Annotated in this window: 14 protein-coding genes and 1 riboswitch; of the genes, 6 read left to right on the forward strand and 8 right to left on the reverse strand. The window is 56.3% G+C overall.

The window, feature by feature from the left end; genetic code table 11:
* Positions 1-7: 7 nt before the first annotated feature.
* Positions 8-1,075, reverse strand: coding sequence for a dihydroxyacetone kinase subunit DhaK (dhaK, locus tag KGP26_RS24450; RefSeq protein ID WP_223664687.1), 1,068 nt, complete (start codon positions 1,073-1,075; stop codon positions 8-10).
* Positions 1,076-1,125: 50 nt separating this feature from the next.
* Positions 1,126-2,226 (reverse strand): glycerol dehydrogenase, encoded by a 1,101-nt coding sequence (locus tag KGP26_RS24455; RefSeq protein ID WP_059201837.1) that lies wholly within the window; start codon positions 2,224-2,226, stop codon positions 1,126-1,128.
* A 339-nt stretch (positions 2,227-2,565) separates the two neighbouring features.
* On the opposite strand from KGP26_RS24455, the gene KGP26_RS24460 reads away from it, so the two are divergent.
* The gene (locus tag KGP26_RS24460) at positions 2,566-3,225 is read left to right on the forward strand and encodes a DUF1190 family protein (protein ID WP_021179506.1); all 660 of its coding nucleotides are present in this window, start codon (positions 2,566-2,568) and stop codon (positions 3,223-3,225) included.
* A gap of 3 nt (positions 3,226-3,228) precedes the next feature.
* Positions 3,229-4,389, forward strand: coding sequence for a glutathionylspermidine synthase family protein (locus KGP26_RS24465; protein ID WP_021806865.1), 1,161 nt, complete (start codon positions 3,229-3,231; stop codon positions 4,387-4,389).
* Positions 4,390-4,446: 57 nt separating this feature from the next.
* Here the strand turns inward: KGP26_RS24465 and ygiD are convergent, their stop codons facing one another.
* A complete protein-coding gene (ygiD, locus tag KGP26_RS24470) occupies positions 4,447-5,229 on the reverse strand; it encodes a 4,5-DOPA dioxygenase extradiol (protein ID WP_059201847.1) in 783 nt (260 codons plus the stop codon).
* Between the two features lie 208 nt (positions 5,230-5,437).
* Between ygiD and zupT the strand changes: the two genes are divergently transcribed.
* Together zupT and tnpA are read left to right on the forward strand one after the other, a co-directional pair.
* Positions 5,438-6,205: a zinc transporter ZupT gene (zupT, locus tag KGP26_RS24475; protein WP_218520276.1), complete on the forward strand. Its 768-nt coding sequence runs from the start codon at positions 5,438-5,440 to the stop codon at positions 6,203-6,205.
* A 189-nt stretch (positions 6,206-6,394) separates the two neighbouring features.
* On the forward strand, positions 6,395-6,853 hold the full coding sequence (gene tnpA, locus KGP26_RS24480) for an IS200/IS605-like element IS1541C family transposase (protein WP_032908551.1): 459 nt from the start codon (positions 6,395-6,397) through the stop codon (positions 6,851-6,853).
* A 120-nt stretch (positions 6,854-6,973) separates the two neighbouring features.
* Here the strand turns inward: tnpA and ribB are convergent, their stop codons facing one another.
* Complete coding sequence (gene ribB, locus KGP26_RS24485) at positions 6,974-7,627, reverse strand: 3,4-dihydroxy-2-butanone-4-phosphate synthase (protein ID WP_021179502.1); 654 nt, start codon at positions 7,625-7,627, stop codon at positions 6,974-6,976.
* 111 nt (positions 7,628-7,738) lie between these two features.
* A riboswitch (FMN riboswitch) is annotated at positions 7,739-7,900 on the reverse strand.
* Positions 7,901-8,315: 415 nt separating this feature from the next.
* Here ribB and KGP26_RS24490 point away from each other — a divergent pair.
* Entirely contained in the window at positions 8,316-8,591 is a 276-nt protein-coding gene (locus tag KGP26_RS24490; RefSeq protein ID WP_021806869.1) for an accessory factor UbiK family protein, read from the forward strand.
* Positions 8,592-8,620: 29 nt separating this feature from the next.
* On the opposite strand, the gene yjeH is transcribed toward KGP26_RS24490, so the two are convergent.
* The 4 genes from yjeH to KGP26_RS24510 all read right to left on the reverse strand — a co-directional run bounded on the left by yjeH (position 8,621) and on the right by KGP26_RS24510 (position 15,681).
* Entirely contained in the window at positions 8,621-9,874 is a 1,254-nt protein-coding gene (yjeH, locus tag KGP26_RS24495) for an L-methionine/branched-chain amino acid transporter (RefSeq protein WP_059201850.1), read from the reverse strand.
* Positions 9,875-9,943: 69 nt separating this feature from the next.
* Positions 9,944-11,374 (reverse strand): bifunctional D-glycero-beta-D-manno-heptose-7-phosphate kinase/D-glycero-beta-D-manno-heptose 1-phosphate adenylyltransferase HldE, encoded by a 1,431-nt coding sequence (gene hldE, locus KGP26_RS24500; protein WP_021179499.1) that lies wholly within the window; start codon positions 11,372-11,374, stop codon positions 9,944-9,946.
* Positions 11,375-11,488: 114 nt separating this feature from the next.
* Positions 11,489-14,326: a bifunctional [glutamate--ammonia ligase]-adenylyl-L-tyrosine phosphorylase/[glutamate--ammonia-ligase] adenylyltransferase gene (glnE, locus tag KGP26_RS24505; protein ID WP_223664688.1), complete on the reverse strand. Its 2,838-nt coding sequence runs from the start codon at positions 14,324-14,326 to the stop codon at positions 11,489-11,491.
* A 47-nt stretch (positions 14,327-14,373) separates the two neighbouring features.
* Positions 14,374-15,681: an inorganic triphosphatase gene (locus KGP26_RS24510; protein WP_223664689.1), complete on the reverse strand. Its 1,308-nt coding sequence runs from the start codon at positions 15,679-15,681 to the stop codon at positions 14,374-14,376.
* Positions 15,682-15,959: 278 nt separating this feature from the next.
* On the opposite strand from KGP26_RS24510, the gene KGP26_RS24515 reads away from it, so the two are divergent.
* On the forward strand, positions 15,960-16,577 hold the full coding sequence (locus tag KGP26_RS24515; protein WP_021179496.1) for a TIGR04211 family SH3 domain-containing protein: 618 nt from the start codon (positions 15,960-15,962) through the stop codon (positions 16,575-16,577).
* Positions 16,578-16,591 lie beyond the last annotated feature (14 nt).

Below are 16,591 nucleotides of genomic sequence, written 5' to 3' on the forward strand. Positions count from 1 at the left end.
TCCCTCCTCAGCCCCAACGCAGCGCTGGCGTGTTCACCGGCGCATCCCACAGCGATAACAACTCGTCATCCACTTGCAGCAAGGTGATGGAAACCCCCTGCATATCCAATGCGGTGCAGTATGATCCCACCAGGTTACGCTCGATCACGATCCCGGCTGCGGCGCAACGCTGCGCCAAACGGTGGTAAACCCCATACAGTTCGGAAAGCGGCGTCGCCCCAAGGTTATTAACCAGCGCAATCACCCTATCGCCCTGCGCCAAAGCTCGCTTGCCCTGGATCTCCTCACGCCATTCCCCCTGCTGACGATCCCAAACGCGGATCGATCGCTGGTAATCGCCGTTATCGATCAGGATATGGAACATGTCATCTACCGTTTGATCGAGGGTGGTAAACGTCCGCCGTTCGATCCCCGGTTCGCCGTGGATGCCAACGCCGAACTCCATCTCGTTATCCGCCAAAGTAAACGACGGTTTACCTGCCGCAGGCACGGTGCAAGCGCCCAGAGCAATCCCTAGCGAGTGGCCTTGGTTGTTGATTTTGTGCCCCAGCGTGACCAGAGCGTCCAGATCAAAGCCCCGTACTGCTGCCGCGCCGAGCAGTTTTTCCATCAGCACCGTGTTGGCAACCCCACGTCGGCCCGCGGTAAACAGGCTGTCTTTCACCGCCACGTCATCATCCACCAGCACCGTTGCCACTGGCACGCCGCTGTCATGCAGCAATTCGGTCGCCGTTTCAAAGTTGAGGATGTCACCGGTGTAGTTCTTGATAATCAGCAATACCCCGGCACCGCCGTCGATGGCCTGGCCGCAGTCGTACATTTTATCCGGCGTCGGCGAGGTGAAAATCTCCCCTGGGCAGGCACCATCCAGCATTCCCTCGCCCACGAAACCACAGTGCATCGGCTCATGGCCGCTACCACCGCCTGACAGGATCGCCACTTTGTCTGGGATCGGCCCCGCCGTGCGGGTCACAAACACCGGATCCTGATGCACCCGCAGCTCCGGGTGAGCGGCAGCCATGCCGAGTAACTGTTCGTTAAGTACCGAATCGACCTGATTGATTAGCTTTTTCACGGTTAATTCCTCTGTAGGGAACAGTGGGCGCGTTAACCGCGCCCGATGATTTATACGCGTTGCAACCAGGCGCTGCCCAGTTTATCCGCCGTCAGGATGGCCGCCTGTACGCTTTCCGGCGTCACGCTAAACGGCATGTTGTGGATGGTTTCACCCTTGGCACAGCTGGCCTCTGCCACCTTGCCGATTTTTTCTGTCAGTTCACCGGTGATGCCCATTTGGGCCAGGGTAATCGGCAGCCCGACCTGCTGGCAGAAGTTCAACACCGTTTCAATCTGCGCCATTGGGCTGTTTTGCAGCACCAGTTGAGACAGGGTGCCGAACGCCACTTTTTCCCCGTGATACAGATGATGGCACTCTTCCAGCACGGTAAAACCGTTGTGTATGGCGTGCGCCGCCGCCAGGCCGCTGCTTTCAAAACCGATACCGCTCAAATAGGTGTTAGCTTCAATGATGCGCTCCACCGCTTCGGTAACCACACCAGACTCCGCCGCCAGCTTGGCCTTAACCCCTTCAGCCAATAGCGTTTCATAGCATAGACGTGCCAGATTGAGCGCCGCCAGCGTAGACTTGCCGCCCGCCATGCTGGTGGCCTGGGCATCGAAACAGGCCTGAGCTTCAAAATAGGTGGAGAGCGCGTCACCCATGCCCGCCACCAGCAGGCGTACCGGTGCTTTGGCTATAATGGCGCTGTCCATCACCACCATGTTCGGGTTGGCCGGATAGATCAGGTATTCTTCGAACTCACCGCTTTCGCTGTAGATCACCGACAACGCGCTGGTAGGCGCATCCGTCGAAGCAATGGTCGGCATCAACACCACCGGCACATGCTGGTAATAGGCGATCGCCTTGGCGGTATCCAGCGTTTTACCACCACCGATACCGATCACGCCTTTGCAGCCGTGGCTTTTCAGTTCCTGACCAAGGCGGTCAATTTCCTTGCGGCAGCATTCGCCATTAAACGTACCAGCGTGATACTTCACTCCGTGCTGATGCAGGCTGCCCATCACAGTATCGCCTGTCAGTTTCATCACGAAATCGTCGGCGATCACGAAGTAATGATCGGCAAGGGCTTTGGCATATTCGCCCACGGAGGCCGACGCATTGGCACCTTGGATGTATTTGCTTGGGGATTGAATGATTCTCAACATAACTGACTCCTTGTAGGGACGTTAACCCAGTAACGTTCAGATTTCAGAGGATGATATCGACGTATTATTCTGTTGCTGACTATACGACCTGCCGACTGCTTGGCGAGTAAGGAAAAAAACGTTACATAATGGAACGTAGCTTCGGACAAAACGTTCCATTATGTAACGCTTTTGCTGCAGTTATGCTCCGTAAAGCGAACTGGCGCACACCGTAACGTATAAGTGCGTAAAGAGTGGATCCTGCGGGTGTTTCAGCTTTAATTTTGAGCATCTTTCCCCTATCCTATCGACCACTACTGGGCAAGGGCGAATACAGCCCGCATGATGGGATAGATATCGATGAAACGGACCAAAAACATCAACAAAGACACCTTCCGCAAATCCTGGCGCAGCTACCGTGTTGCTCCCGTAGCTTTGGCGATCAGCGCAGTGTTTATGCTGGCCGGCTGCGAACAGGCGGATGAGACGGTTTCCCTGTATAAAAATGCCGACGATTGTTCAACCTCCAACCCGTCGATGAGCGAGCAGTGCACCACCGCGTATAACAACGCGCTGAAGGAAGCGGAAAAAACCGCGCCTAAATACGCCACTCGTGAAGACTGCGTCGCCGAATTCGGTGAAGCGCAATGTACTCAGGCTCCAGCACAGGCTGGCATGGCCGCAGAATCACAAAGCAGCGGCAGCATGTGGATGCCGCTGATGGCGGGCTACATGATGGGCCGTATGATGGGTGGCGGGGGCTACGCTCAACAGCCGCTGTTTACCTCTAAAAACGCCGCCAGCCCGGCAAACGGCAAGTTTGTTGACGCAAGTGGTAAAAGCTATGGCCCGGCAACCGCAGGCGGCCGCTCCATGACGGTACCTAAAACCGCCATGGCACCTAAACCAGCGGTGACCAATACCGTTACCCGTGGTGGCTTCGGTGAATCCGTGGCCAAACAGACCAGCATGCAGCGCAGCAGCGCCACCTCCAGCAGCTCACGCAGCATGGGCGGTTAAGACATGAAACGCGTTGCGATTAGCGAGCGCCCAGACTGGCGCGAAAAAGCCACCGAATTTGGTTTCGCCTTTCACACCATGTACGGCGAACCCTACTGGTGCGAAGATGCCTATTACCAATTCACGTTAGCGCAGATCGAAGAAATTGAAGATGCCACCGCCGAGCTGCACCAGATGTGCCTGAAGGTGGTAGATAAGGTGGTCAACAGCGATCAACTGATGACCAAATTCTGCATCCCCAAGCACACCTGGGAATTTGTTCGCAGCTCCTGGCGCACTAATCAGCCTTCGCTGTATTCACGCCTCGATCTGGCCTATGACGGCATCAACCCGCCCAAACTGTTGGAAAATAACGCCGATACGCCAACCTCACTGTATGAGGCCGCGTTCTTCCAATGGCTGTGGCTGGAAGATCAGATCAACGCCGGCAAGCTGGATCCCGCCGCGGACCAGTACAACAGCCTGCAAGAAAAACTGATTGAGCGTTTCGCCGATCTGCAAGCCAACCACGGCTTTGGCCTGCTGCATCTGGCCTGCTGCCAAGACAGCGAGGAAGATCGCGGTACGGTGCAATATCTGCAAGATTGCGCGCTGGAAGCGGGCCTGCCGACCGAATTCCTGTATATGGAAGAGATTGGGCTGGGCGAGAAAGGCCAGTTCACCGATCTGCAAAATCAGGTGATCGGTAACCTGTTCAAGCTCTATCCGTGGGAATTTATGCTGCGCGAGATGTTCTCCACCAAGCTGGAAGACGCTGGCGTACGCTGGCTGGAACCAGCCTGGAAGAGCATTATCTCCAACAAGGCTCTGCTGCCGCTGTTGTGGGAAATGTTCCCGGATCATCCAAACCTGCTGCCAGCCTACTTTGCCGAGGACGATCACCCGCAGATGGATCATTACGTCACCAAGCCGCTGTTCTCACGCGAGGGTGCCAACATCCAGATCGTCCAGAACGGTCAGGAAGTGGCGCGCGTAGATGGGCCATATGGCGAAGAAGGCATGATTGTGCAGCAGTTCCATCCGTTGCCACAGTTTGAAGGCAGCTATACGCTGATCGGCAGCTGGCTGGTCAACGATCAGCCTTGCGGTATTGGCCTGCGTGAAGATCGCGAGTTGATCACCCAGGATCTGTCGCGCTTCTATCCGCATATTATTCTTGGTTAATCCGTAGGATCGAACCTATTCGATCGTAGAGGCGCGAATTTTTCGCGCCTTTTTTATTCAACCAACCTGCACCGAAAGCATACTCAACGCGGCCATTTCAATCCCATCGATTGGCACCGAAATCGGCTCTTTACCATCCCAGCCGCCCAATACATACAGCAACGGCAGATAATGCTCTGGCGTCGGGTTCGACAACGCTGCGCCTTCATGCTGCATAAAATTCACCAACGGGTGATGTTCGCCCTGATAGTCCAGGTTATCACGTACGTACTGGTTGAATGACTCCGCCCAAGGATACGGGCTGGTGTCACCCTGCCATTTCACCATGCGCAGGTTATGCACTACGTTGCCGCTGGCCACGATCATGATCCCCCGATCGCGCAGCGCCGCCAGCTTACGGCCCAGCTCAAAATGGTATTCCGCTGGCTGAGTCCCATCGATGCTCAGCTGCACCACCGGGATATCGGCTTGCGGATACATCTTGATCAGCACGCCCCAGCTACCGTGATCCAACCCCCACTCACTGGTATCGGCCATCACCTGCGCCGGGGCCAACAGGCTTTGCAGCTCTGCCGCCAGCTCCGGTGAACCCGGTGCCGGGTACTGCGTATCAAACAGCGCCTGCGGGAAGCCGCCAAAGTCGTGAATGGTTTTTGGATGTTCCATCGCCGTCACTGCCGTCCCACGAGTGTACCAGTGGGCAGACACAGCAACGATCGCCTTTGGCCGTGGCAATTGCTCACCCAACGCACGCCAGGCCTGGGTATAGCGGTTATCTTCCAGCACGTTCATCGGGCTTCCGTGGCCAAGAAAGAGTGCAGGCATACGAGAGGTGGTCATAAAAAATCCTTGGTTAGCGTGAAAATCGTTCTGCTGACTACATTACGCTGTTTGTCCTACCAAGGCAGCCGGATAACCCTGATGGTGATCTTCAAGAAATTTGAATGGCTGGAGCGATTGAAACCATCAGCCAAATCCACTCGATTTATGCTTTGGCTCTGTTAGTATCGGAAATGGGTATATTTTCATTAGCATACAAGGAGAATGCATGTCTGTACCGCTGATCCTGACCTTGTTAGCCGGGGGCGCAACCTTTGTCGGTGCCCTGCTCGGCATTATTGGCCAGAAGCCCTCCAACCGCCTGCTGGCGTTTGCGCTCGGCTTTGCCGCAGGGATTATGCTGTTAATTTCATTGATGGAAATGCTGCCCGCTGCGCTGCACACCGTCGGCATGTCGCCCATGCTTGGCTACGGCATGTTTATGCTCGGGCTGTTAGGTTACTTTGCGCTGGATCGCATGCTGCCACACCAGCATCCGCAAGATCTGGTGCAAAAGCCCATCAAGCCCCATAACCTGAAACGCACCGCAATGCTGCTGACGCTCGGCATCAGCCTGCACAACTTCCCGGAAGGGATTGCTACCTTTGTCACCGCCAGCGCCGATCTGGAACTGGGGATGGGCATTGCGCTCGCGGTCGCCATCCACAATATTCCAGAAGGATTGGCGGTCGCCGGGCCGGTGTATGCGGCAACCGGCTCCAAAACCAAGGCGCTGCTGTGGTCTGGTATTTCCGGCATGGCAGAAATTCTGGGGGGCGTACTGGCCTTCCTGATGCTCGGCCCGATGGTTTCACCGGTGGTGATGGCGTCGATTATGGCTGCGGTGGCCGGGATTATGGTGGCGCTGTCGGTAGATGAATTAATGCCGTTGGCCAAAGAGATCGATCCACATAATAATCCAAGCTATGGCGTGCTGTGCGGCATGGCGGTGATGGGATTTAGCCTGACGCTGTTGCAAAGCGGCGGCATCGGATAAAGAATTTTAAGCACAAAAAAGCCGCTTCATCAGCGGCTTTTTCATTGTACACAGAAAACCTCCAGCTAGGCTGGAGGTTCCGTAAAGCTTTCAGCTTTGAGCCAGTTATAAAAACCCCTTTTGATTTGTTAAAACAGTTTGCGGTCTGGCAACTGCAAACGTTCAACAAGAAATCAAAAGGGGGTCCCTATGGGGGACGAAAAGAGCTTAGCGCACACGCGATGGAACTGTAAATATCACATAGTTTTTGCGCCGAAGTACCGAAGAAAGGTGTTCTACGGGGAAAAGCGCAAAGCGATAGGGAGTATCTTAAGAAAGCTGTGCGAATGGAAAAACGTGAATATTCTGGAAGCAGAATGCTGTGTGGATCACATCCATATGCTTCTGGAAATCCCGCCCAAAATGAGTGTATCGGGCTTTATGGGATACTTGAAGGGAAAGAGCAGCCTGATGCTTTATGAGCAGTTTGGCGATTTGAAGTTCAAATACCGTAACAGGGAGTTCTGGTGCCGAGGGTATTACGTTGATACGGTGGGGAAAAACACAGCCAGGATACAAGAATACATAAAGCACCAGTTGGAAGAGGATAAGATGGGTGAGCAGTTGTCGATCCCGTATCCAGGTAGCCCGTTTACGGGCCGTAAGTAACCCATAAATGCAAATGTCAGATCGCAATGCGCCTGTTAGGGCGCGGCTGGCAAGAGAGCCTTATAGGCGCATATGAAAAACCTCCGGCTATGCCGGAGGATATTTATTTCAGTCAGCGACTCAGCTGGCTTTCTTTTCGTGCGACTGGCGATAGGCCACCAGATCTTCGATAGTCAGCACCACCATGTCATGCTGCTTGGCAAAGGTGATCACTTCTGGCGCATGCGCCATGCTGCCGTCATCGTTAGTCAGCTCGCACAGCACGCCAGCGGGTTTGAAACCGGCCATTGAGACCAGATCGATGGTCGCTTCGGTGTGGCCACGGCGGTTCAATACGCCACCAGGCTGAGCACGCAGCGGGAACACGTGGCCTGGGCGGTTCAAATCGCTCGGCTTGGCACCGTCTGCAATGGCCGCACGGATGGTCGTCAGGCGATCGCTAGCCGATACGCCAGTGGTCACGCCCTGCGCCGCTTCAATCGTCACGGTAAAGGCAGTCTGGAACTGGCTGGAGTTGTTGGTGACCATCATCGGCAGCTCAAGCTGCTGGCGACGATCTTCAGTGATACACAGGCAAACAATGCCGCTACCGTGGCGAATGGTCAGCGCCATCTGTTCAACGGTCATGGTTTCTGCGGCGAAGATCATGTCACCTTCGTTTTCACGGTTTTCATCATCAAGCACCATCACACCGCGCCCGTTGCGCAGTGCATCAAGAGCGCGTTCAACGCGTTCTTCCGGCGTGCCGAAATCTGAAAGTAGAGTCTGATTCATGGTAAAAAACCTCATTAAAATTATGGATTACCAGAACCAGGGCGATCTTGAGGAGTGGCTATGCCAATAGCCAAAAAAATAACGCAAGCGGGGCATACGCCCGACAGGTGTCGTTACTCTCTCCCATCCGGACTATAACCGTCGGCCCCGGAATTACACCGGATCTGCTGACCTCTAACCCACTCCTGAGAGATAGGCTGAGCGCTCGCGGGCTTTCACCGTGAATGGTGATTTACCGCCGGTGGGGACTTGCACCCCGCCCTGAGAATAAGCATCTCGACTATAACCCCATCGCTTTAGCGTTTCAAGCCATCCGGTCGCGTAATGAGGGATCGCGCAGCAAACACGGTAATGGTTTATCCGGCGAGCAACTCGCATTACACTAAGGCTGTGTCCCTCAATTGACCGTGGCGCCGTCGCAGACACAAAAGCCCGTAATCAAGGCGAAGGGTGCAGGGCCTAGTGGGTCTAAGTTCAAACCCGACAACGCAGAGTACGGGCTTTTGGGGCGCGACCCTTCGGGCTGGGGCCATTTGAACGCGTATCTGCGTTTCTCCCCGCTTATTTGGGCCCACCAAACTGCACGGCTCGTGCCTTGCTACGCGTCCAAATGACCTCCAGCGGCGCTCACGTGCAATTGAGGGACACAGCCTAAATCCTGCCACCAAATATCAGAAAGGGAAACGCCATGATTGACCCGAAAAAAATTGAACAGATCGCACGCCAGGTCCAAGAGTCGATGCCTAAAGGCGTACGTGAATTCGGGGAAGACGTTGAGAAAAAAATCCGCCAGGTACTGCAAGCGCAGTTGACCCGTCTGGATCTGGTTAACCGCGAAGAATTTGACGTGCAGACTCAAGTCCTGCTGCGCACCCGCGAGAAGCTGGCATTGCTGGAACAGCGCCTGACTGAATTGGAAGGCAAGCTGGATACCGCACCGGTAGCCAAGCCAGCAGACGAATAAGTTATTGTAAGGGGCGCATCAATGCGCCCTTATTGCTTGGAGACCACCGCCGGCGTTTTACGCGGCAGCACCAGCCAAATCAGCACCAACATCGCCAACGCATACAGACTTTTCCAGCCGATAATCACCAACAGTAATAAGCACAGCGCGGAGCCGACGATCGCCATCAGCCGCGAACGCCCCTGTAAGATCCGCCAACCCGCCAACATACACAGCAGATAAATCAGCACAAAAATACCATTGGCATACACCAGCAACGTATCCAGCGGCAGCTTCAGGGTATAGATCAGCAAAGTGAACAGCAGGCAGCAACCTACCACTGCGCTCAATGCATTGACCGGCACCTGACCCGCAGAGAGTTTGGCTAAGCCGCTAGCAGGCTTTTCCTGGGCCTGTGACCAGACCAGGCGGGCAAAGCTCTGGGTGTAGATATTCACGCTGGCAAAACAGGCCAGATAGCCGATGATGCAGGCGATCCACAGCGCATGTTCGCCAAACAGTTGCACCACGATCCCCGGCAACGAAGCGGCCGCCGCCTGATGTTCGCCGTAAGCATGGAAGTGCAGCACCGCTACGGTACAGCCCCAATAGACCGCCCCCGCCACCAACAGCCCGAGCATTAACGCGCGCGGAAAGTCCCGCTCTGGATGGCGAAACTCGGTCGCCAGATGAGCAAAAGCCTCCAGCCCGACAAAGCACCAGAACATCACCGCCAACGCGTGGAACATATTAGGAGGAGAAATATCGCTGACCGCAGGCCATGGGATTTGGGATGGGGTAATGCCGCCTTGCCACCAGATAGCCCCCACCAGAGCTATCACCAGAAGGGCAATCAAGGTCTGAATATTGGCACTGGAACCGGCGCTGCGTGTGCCAAGCAGCCAAATCACCACTAGCGTGACAATTTGCACCAGCAACAGGCCGTTGGCATCCCAACCAAAGGTGGCCTGCCAGAATCCTGCGGCGATTTGTAATGCGGCAGGCAAGCCAACGGGGATCACAGAGAGGAACAGCCAAGCGGTTACCTTTGCCATGCGTGGCCCAAAAGCCAGACCGACAAAATGCGCGGCACCACCGGCACTGGGGAAATGGCGGCCCAACGCCGCAAAAGCGATGGCGATCGGGAATACCAGCACAATCAGTATTGGCCAGGCCCACAGGCTGTCGCCACCCGCCACCTGCGCCGCCAATGCCGGAACGGCAAAGACCCCGGTACCCAGCAGTGAAGTGGACAATAGCCCAACGCCCTGCGCTAAACTCAGCTCCTGCTTAAGTCCACTCACTGCAAACCACCCTGTTTACCCGTCGTCTTTTTCGGGCGCAGTGCTCAGCGCCCCTACAGTCAAAAAATATTAACCGCGCCCATCCTTGATGGCCTTGATGATGTTGGTGGTGGATAACCCATCTTCAAAGTTCAGTACCCGCACATCGCCACCGTTGGCCCAGACTTCAGCACTGCCAGCAATCTCATGCGGCTGGTAGTCACCGCCCTTCACCAGTAGATCTGGCAGAACTTCGGCGATCAGGCGTTGCGGCGTATCTTCTTCAAACGGCACTACCCAATCCACGGCTCCCAGCGCGCCCAACACCACCATACGGTTTTCCAACAGGTTAACCGGGCGGGTTTCCCCTTTCAGGCGTTTGGTTGACGCATCGCTGTTCACCGCCACGATCAGGCGATCGCCCAATTTGCGCGCATTCGCCAGGTACGAGACATGGCCTGCGTGCAGAATGTCGAAGATGCCGTTGGTCATCACCACTTTCTCGCCGCGTTGGCGCGCCTGCGCTACCGCTTTTTTCAGCTCGGCTTCTGTCATTACACCAAAGCCGGTTTCGGCGCGGCCACGAATGGCGTTTTCCAGCTCGACTGGCGAGACGGTCGAGGTGCCCAACTTACCCACCACCACACCGGCGGCGGCGTTAGCCAAGAAGCAGGACTCTTCCAGAGTATTACCCGCCGCCAGGGCGGTGGCCAGCACACCGATCACCGTATCACCAGCACCGGTCACGTCGAACACTTCCTGCGCCTGGGTTGGCAGATGCAACGGCTCACGGCCCGGTTGCAGCAACGTCATCCCCTGCTCGGAACGGGTGATCAGCAGTGCAGACAGTTCAAAGTCCGCTACCAGCTTCATCCCACGCGTCACCAGCTCTTCTTCACTTTGACAATGACCGACCACGGCTTCAAATTCGGACAGGTTTGGGGTCAGCAGCGTAGCGCCACGGTAACGTTCAAAATCGGTGCCTTTCGGGTCGATCAGTACCGGAACCTTCGCCGCACGCGCCAATGCGATCATGCCTTGCACCTTGCTCAGCGCGCCCTTGGCGTAATCCGACAGTACCAGTGCGCCAATCTGCGGCAATGCCTGCTGGATACGCTCCATGATCGGCTGCGGATCGACGTTGGAGAAACCCTCCTCGAAGTCCAGGCGGATCAGCTGTTGGTTACGGGAAAGTACGCGCAGCTTGGTGATAGTTGGGTGCGTAGGGACCGAGACAAAGTCACAGCGCACGTTAACTTCGTTGAGCTTGGCGCTCAGCGCACGCGCCGCGTCGTCGATCCCCGTCAGACCCACCAGGCGCGAATTGGCACCCAACGAGGCGATGTTCATCGCGACGTTAGCCGCACCACCGGGACGCTCTTCGATGGTTTCAACCTTGACCACCGGCACCGGCGCTTCCGGTGAAATACGGCTGGTCGGCCCATACCAATAGCGATCCAACATGACGTCACCAACCACCAACACACCGGCGCGGCGAAAATCAGGTAGTGTAACTTTCATCCGATAACTCCAAACAAGTCATAAAAATAAATTCGGCAGATATTAGCATAATAGCCCGCAATACCCGTAAAAACTGCCTACCAGCTCAATGCTTAGGCAAACAATACGTCTCCCTCAGCCCAGCCATTTGCTCCAACTGGCGCGCACCTGCTCACGCTCGGCAGCAAACAGCTCGCTGCTGACTTTGCTGGAGTGTTCCTGTAACGCCAGATGGTGGATCTCATCACGCATGGTGACATAAGCCTGGGTCAACGCCTGGGCCTCGTCTTCAGGCATGATGTCGTAATTAGCCATCAGCTCAAAGATACGCACGTTATCCGACCAACGCGTCAGGCGCGGTTCGCCCGCGGCATAACCTAAGACCAGGTATTGGGCAATAAATTCGATATCGGTGATCCCGCCTTCGTCCGCTTTGATATCAAACAGATCGCGCTGTTTGCTGCCCAGATGGTTGCGCATTTTCTCGCGCATTTCACGCACCTCCTGCTGCAGCTTGTTCACTTCACGCGGTTTGCACAAAATTTCGCGGCGGATCGCATCGAACTGCTGATGCAGCGCCGAATCGCCATACACGATGCGCGCCCGCACCAGGGCCTGATGCTCCCAGGTCCAGGCTTCGTTACGCTGATAATCGGCAAAGGCTTCGACGGTGCTGACCAGCATCCCGGCAGCTCCGGAAGGACGCAGACGGGCATCCACCTCATAGAGAATGCCGGAAGAGGTGCGGGTGCTGAACAAATGCATCACCCGCTGCGCCAGGCGCAGATAGAACTGACGGCCATCGATGCAGCGATCGCCATCCGTCATGACGTCTGGTGGACAATCCAGCAGGAACACCAGGTCTAGATCCGAGCTATAGCCCAGCTCCCAGCCTCCCAGCTTACCGTAGCCGATCACCGCGAACCCTAACCCCTCCCGCTCATGTAGATGAGTCGGCTGACCGTAGCGCGCGACCATGTCTTTCCACGCCTGCTGCACCACCGCATCAATGATCGCCTCGGCCAGATAGGTTAAGTGATCGCTCACTTTCATCACCGGCAGCACCTCGGCGATATCCGCAGCGGCAATGCGCAAGTGTTGTGCCTGCTTGAACTGCCGCAACGCTTCCAACTGCTGTTCTTCATCGTCTTCCGGCACCCGCAGGCGGTATTGGCGCAGTTCGCTACGATAGGCATCCGGAGCCACCGGTTGGTACAGCGTGGCCGGATCCAACAGCTCGTCGAGCAACAGTGGGTAACGCGCCAGTTGGCTGGCCACCATCGGGGATGCGGCACAAAGGCGGATCAGGTGGCTGAGAGCGGCATGGTATTCCACCAGCAGCTCGAGGTAGGTGGTGCGGGTCACGATGCTTAGCAACAGCTGGGTCAGGCGCGTCAGAGCCGTGGCCGCGTCCACGCGCGAACACACTTCGGCCAGCAAGCGTGGCATCAGTTGATCCAGCACGTCACGGCCACGCGGGCCAATGGTGCGTTTGTCCACGTCGTGGCGGAAGTCGGCGATGGAACGCAGCATCTGCCGCCGCGCCTCTTCGTCCAGATGGGGCGTCAGTGGCTCTAGCTCGCTCTCATCCAACGCATCCTGCCACAGGCTGTGGTAATGCTGGTAGTTGGGATCTTCGCCTACGTCTGGGCTATCGTCGCCGATCAGGTCATCAAATACCGTACGGACCTGGCGCATGTGCTCGTCCAGCACCATCATCAACGACGGCCAGTCCGGCTGGTCCATTCCCCAGGCCAGTCGCGCCTGATCCAGCTCGTCCTGCGGCAGGGTCTGGGTCTGCTGGTCGGCAATCGCCTGCAACAGATTCTCCAGCCGCCGCAGGAACAGATAGCCGTCACTCAGCTCTGCGACCTGCTGCGCGGTCAACAACCCCAGTTCACCCACCGCCTGCAACGTCGGCAGCAGTGATCGCCCCTGCAAACTGGGCTCACGCCCACCACGGATCAGTTGGAAGACCTGGGTGATAAATTCGATTTCGCGGATGCCACCGGCACCCAGCTTGATGTTGTCCTTCAGCCCCCGCCGCCGCACTTCGCGGGCAATCATGCCCTTCATATTACGCAGCGACTGGATCACGCTGAAATCGATATAGCGACGGAACACGAATGGCCGCAATGTCTTACGCAGCTCCTGGCTGTAGGCATCTTCATGCCCCCCCATCAGGCGCGCCTTGACCATCGCGTAGCGTTCCCAATCGCGCCCCTGCTCCTGATAATAATCTTCCAGCGCGGCAAAGCTCATCACCAGCGGGCCGCTATCGCCAAACGGCCGCAGACGCATATCGACGCGGTAGACAAAGCCGTCGATGGTTTGCTGATCCAACGCTTTGATCAGCCGTTGCCCCAGGCGGGTAAAGAATTGGGCGTTATCCAGCTCACGCCGCCCGCCTTGGGTGTGGCCGTTTTCCGGATAGGCAAAGATCAGATCGATATCAGAGGAGAAGTTCAGTTCACCACCGCCGAGTTTGCCCATCCCCAGGATCAGCAAAGGCTGCGGCACGCCATCGGCATTGCAAGGCGTGCCCCACTCGCGGCAACAGGTTTGATAGAGCCAGTCACGAGCGCTGACGATCAGCGTTTCTGCCAGAGCACTCAGCTGTTGTAGCGTTTCTTGCGTGGTACATAGCTGCTGAGCCTGCGCCCAGGCAATACGCACCAGGCTCTCACGGCGAAACAGGCGCAGCACGCGCATTAGCTGCGCTTCGTCCTGCACCTCTTCAAGCTCATCCTGCAACCAGGCGGCATAGTGCTGCCACTCATCGGCCACCGGCGGCTGCTGGCGTAACGTTACCAACCATTCAGGATGGCCGAGCAACATGTCGCTGACAAAATCACTCGACGCCAGAACGCTTTGTTCTGCGGCGCTGAGTTTCAACTCCGCGCCCTGAGTTTCCTGAAATCGCTGCACGATGTTCTGTGCCTGAAGCTGTAACGCAGCAGAGAGTGGCAACATAGTGAATGACCCGTTCTATGGCCTGCAGCCCGGCAGGCCCGCTGGAGTTAACGAACCGCGCCGTTTAACCAGAATGGCGCATGGGATAATGCCTGTTTGCGGCTGGCTTCGTACCAACCCTGACGACGCTCGGCAATGGCTGATTGCAGTTCGCGCCAACTGTCGATATACGGCCCGGTTTCGCTATCCGGATAGGCACCAGAAAGCAGGATAAACGCCAGCACCTGGCGCGTCAGGCGTGGCAGTTGCTCTTGATATTCATCTTCATTCAGGGTGCGCGTAAAGGCTTCTTTCAGCTCTGCGGCGCTACGGCCCAGCATGATATCGCTAAAACGCTTGAATGAACCCTCCAGCTTAGCCTGCGATTTGGCATCGATAAACGGCCGCCATGCGCCGGTGATCAACCACGATGTGAGTGCCAACTTACATTGCAGATACTCCGTGCCGTAGCACAGCTCCTGCGGCTGGGTGGTTTTATCCACCAGCAAAGGCTCCAAAGCCGTCAGCCGAGCGCGCAGATCGGTGCTTGCCTTGCGCGGAACCAAGCCGCCAAAGATCACCAGCGCCTGGCGGATCAGACCGATGGCTTCCATTACCGCACGGCGTGCCTGCTTGTCGCCACGCAGCCACAGCTCTTCGTGATACTGCCAATGGCTCAGCGCCAGCTCGAAAGCGGCAACCATGCCTTGTTCTACCGTGGACTTAGGTGCAGGCTTCATCACGCTTAATGGGCGTAACTCACGTTCGGCATTGCCCTGCGCCAGATGATAGCCCCGAGCCGCTTTACTGAGGCTACCCTGGCGTAAACCACCCTGTTCCGCCAATGCGGCTGCCAATGCCAGCAAATCAGCAGTCTCACCGCTTTTCAGCTCCAGTTCCAGCTCGCATAACGGTTCAGCGAGGTCACCCGCGCGCACTTCACCCTGGTCGAGGCCAATCTCAATCTCGCTTGCGCCGTAAGTGACCACCCACTTTTCACGCACAAAGTCAGTACGGAACAGCGGCTGCAACGCCTTTTGCAACGGGGCCAGCTTGCAGCCCTCCGGCCAGATATCCGCCGGGAATTTTTTCAGCGCCAGCGCGGGTTTGGCGATGGCGACGTTAAATTCCGGCCGCTGGTGCAGCCCCCCCACCACCGAACCGGCGGTTTTGATGGTCATTTCATAGCTATCGTCAAAACCGCGAATACGCAGGCCCATATCATGGTTGCGCAGGAAGTTGTCGGCGGTTTCATAGTAGATATTGGTCAGCTTCTGCGGCGCAGAATGCTGATTAGGCCAGGCGGCAATCCGCTCCGGTAGGCTGGCAATCGCTGCGGGGGAAACAATAAACTTCAGTTCTATTTCAACGCTCATAGTTCTTTTACACCAATAGGTTAGGCATTCGCGTGAGTCTTCACGGCGGCGGAGTCTGCCGGCCGCACTCAGCCCGACGACGCACAGTGAGAGTATCTTACCGCGATTCCCCCTGACTTGACTCTGCCAACTGCAGAAAAAACCTGTTACGTTATAGAATGCTGCGCAACTGACGGGATTTAGCATAGTAAGATAGTTCCCATTCCGGTTTTGGCGTTGCGCCGTCAGACTGAACGCTCTACTATCGTTCCATAAATCCACGCAGAAACGATGACATAATGCAGAAATTACGCCTGATTTGCCTTGCCGTGCTAAGTTTTAGCATCACTTGGGGCGCACATGCCGAAGATAAACGCTATATCTCCGATGAATTAAATACTTATGTCCATAGCGGCCCAGGTAACCAATACCGTATCGTCGGCACCTTGAATGCCGGTGAAGAAGTCACGCTGTTGAGCGTCAATGACAGCACCAGCTACGGTCAGATCCGCGATTCCAAAGGACGCAGCGTCTGGATCCCGCTGGATCAGCTGAGCCAGACGCCAAGCCTGCGCACCCAGGTGCCAGAGCTGGAACAGCAGGTGAAAACCCTGACCGACAAGCTGGCCAATATTGATAATAGCTGGAACCAGCGCACCGCCGAAATGCAGCAGAAAGTGGCCGCCAGCGATAGCACCATCAGCGGCCTGCAGCAGGAAAACCAGGATCTGAAAAATCAGCTGGTTGTGGCGCAGAAGAAGGTGAACGCGGTGAATCTGCAACTTGATGACAAACAGCGCACCATTATTCTGCAATGGTTCATGTACGGCGGCGGCGTTGCCGGCGTTGGTTTGCTGCTCGGCCTGCTGTTGCCGCACCTGATCCCACGCCGCAAGAATAACCGCTGGATGAACTGATTGCTGTTCCGCCA

The sequence above is a fragment of the Serratia sp. JSRIV002 genome (genome assembly GCF_019968725.1).
Lineage (GTDB): Bacteria > Pseudomonadota > Gammaproteobacteria > Enterobacterales > Enterobacteriaceae > Chania > Chania fonticola_B.

What these genes read in the sequence shown, in the direction of transcription:
- KGP26_RS24455 (WP_059201837.1), bottom strand. Translation starts at nt 2,226, where the DNA reads ATGTTGAGAATCATTCAATCCCCAAGCAAATACATCCAAGGTGCCAAT.
- KGP26_RS24460 (WP_021179506.1), top strand. Translation starts at nt 2,566, where the DNA reads ATGAAACGGACCAAAAACATCAACAAAGACACCTTCCGCAAATCCTGG.
- KGP26_RS24465 (WP_021806865.1), top strand. Translation starts at nt 3,229, where the DNA reads ATGAAACGCGTTGCGATTAGCGAGCGCCCAGACTGGCGCGAAAAAGCC.
- ygiD (WP_059201847.1), bottom strand. Translation starts at nt 5,229, where the DNA reads ATGACCACCTCTCGTATGCCTGCACTCTTTCTTGGCCACGGAAGCCCG.
- zupT (WP_218520276.1), top strand. Translation starts at nt 5,438, where the DNA reads ATGTCTGTACCGCTGATCCTGACCTTGTTAGCCGGGGGCGCAACCTTT.
- tnpA (WP_032908551.1), top strand. Translation starts at nt 6,395, where the DNA reads ATGGGGGACGAAAAGAGCTTAGCGCACACGCGATGGAACTGTAAATAT.
- ribB (WP_021179502.1), bottom strand. Translation starts at nt 7,627, where the DNA reads ATGAATCAGACTCTACTTTCAGATTTCGGCACGCCGGAAGAACGCGTT.
- KGP26_RS24490 (WP_021806869.1), top strand. Translation starts at nt 8,316, where the DNA reads ATGATTGACCCGAAAAAAATTGAACAGATCGCACGCCAGGTCCAAGAG.
- hldE (WP_021179499.1), bottom strand. Translation starts at nt 11,374, where the DNA reads ATGAAAGTTACACTACCTGATTTTCGCCGCGCCGGTGTGTTGGTGGTT.
- glnE (WP_223664688.1), bottom strand. Translation starts at nt 14,326, where the DNA reads ATGTTGCCACTCTCTGCTGCGTTACAGCTTCAGGCACAGAACATCGTG.
- KGP26_RS24510 (WP_223664689.1), bottom strand. Translation starts at nt 15,681, where the DNA reads ATGAGCGTTGAAATAGAACTGAAGTTTATTGTTTCCCCCGCAGCGATT.
- KGP26_RS24515 (WP_021179496.1), top strand. Translation starts at nt 15,960, where the DNA reads ATGCAGAAATTACGCCTGATTTGCCTTGCCGTGCTAAGTTTTAGCATC.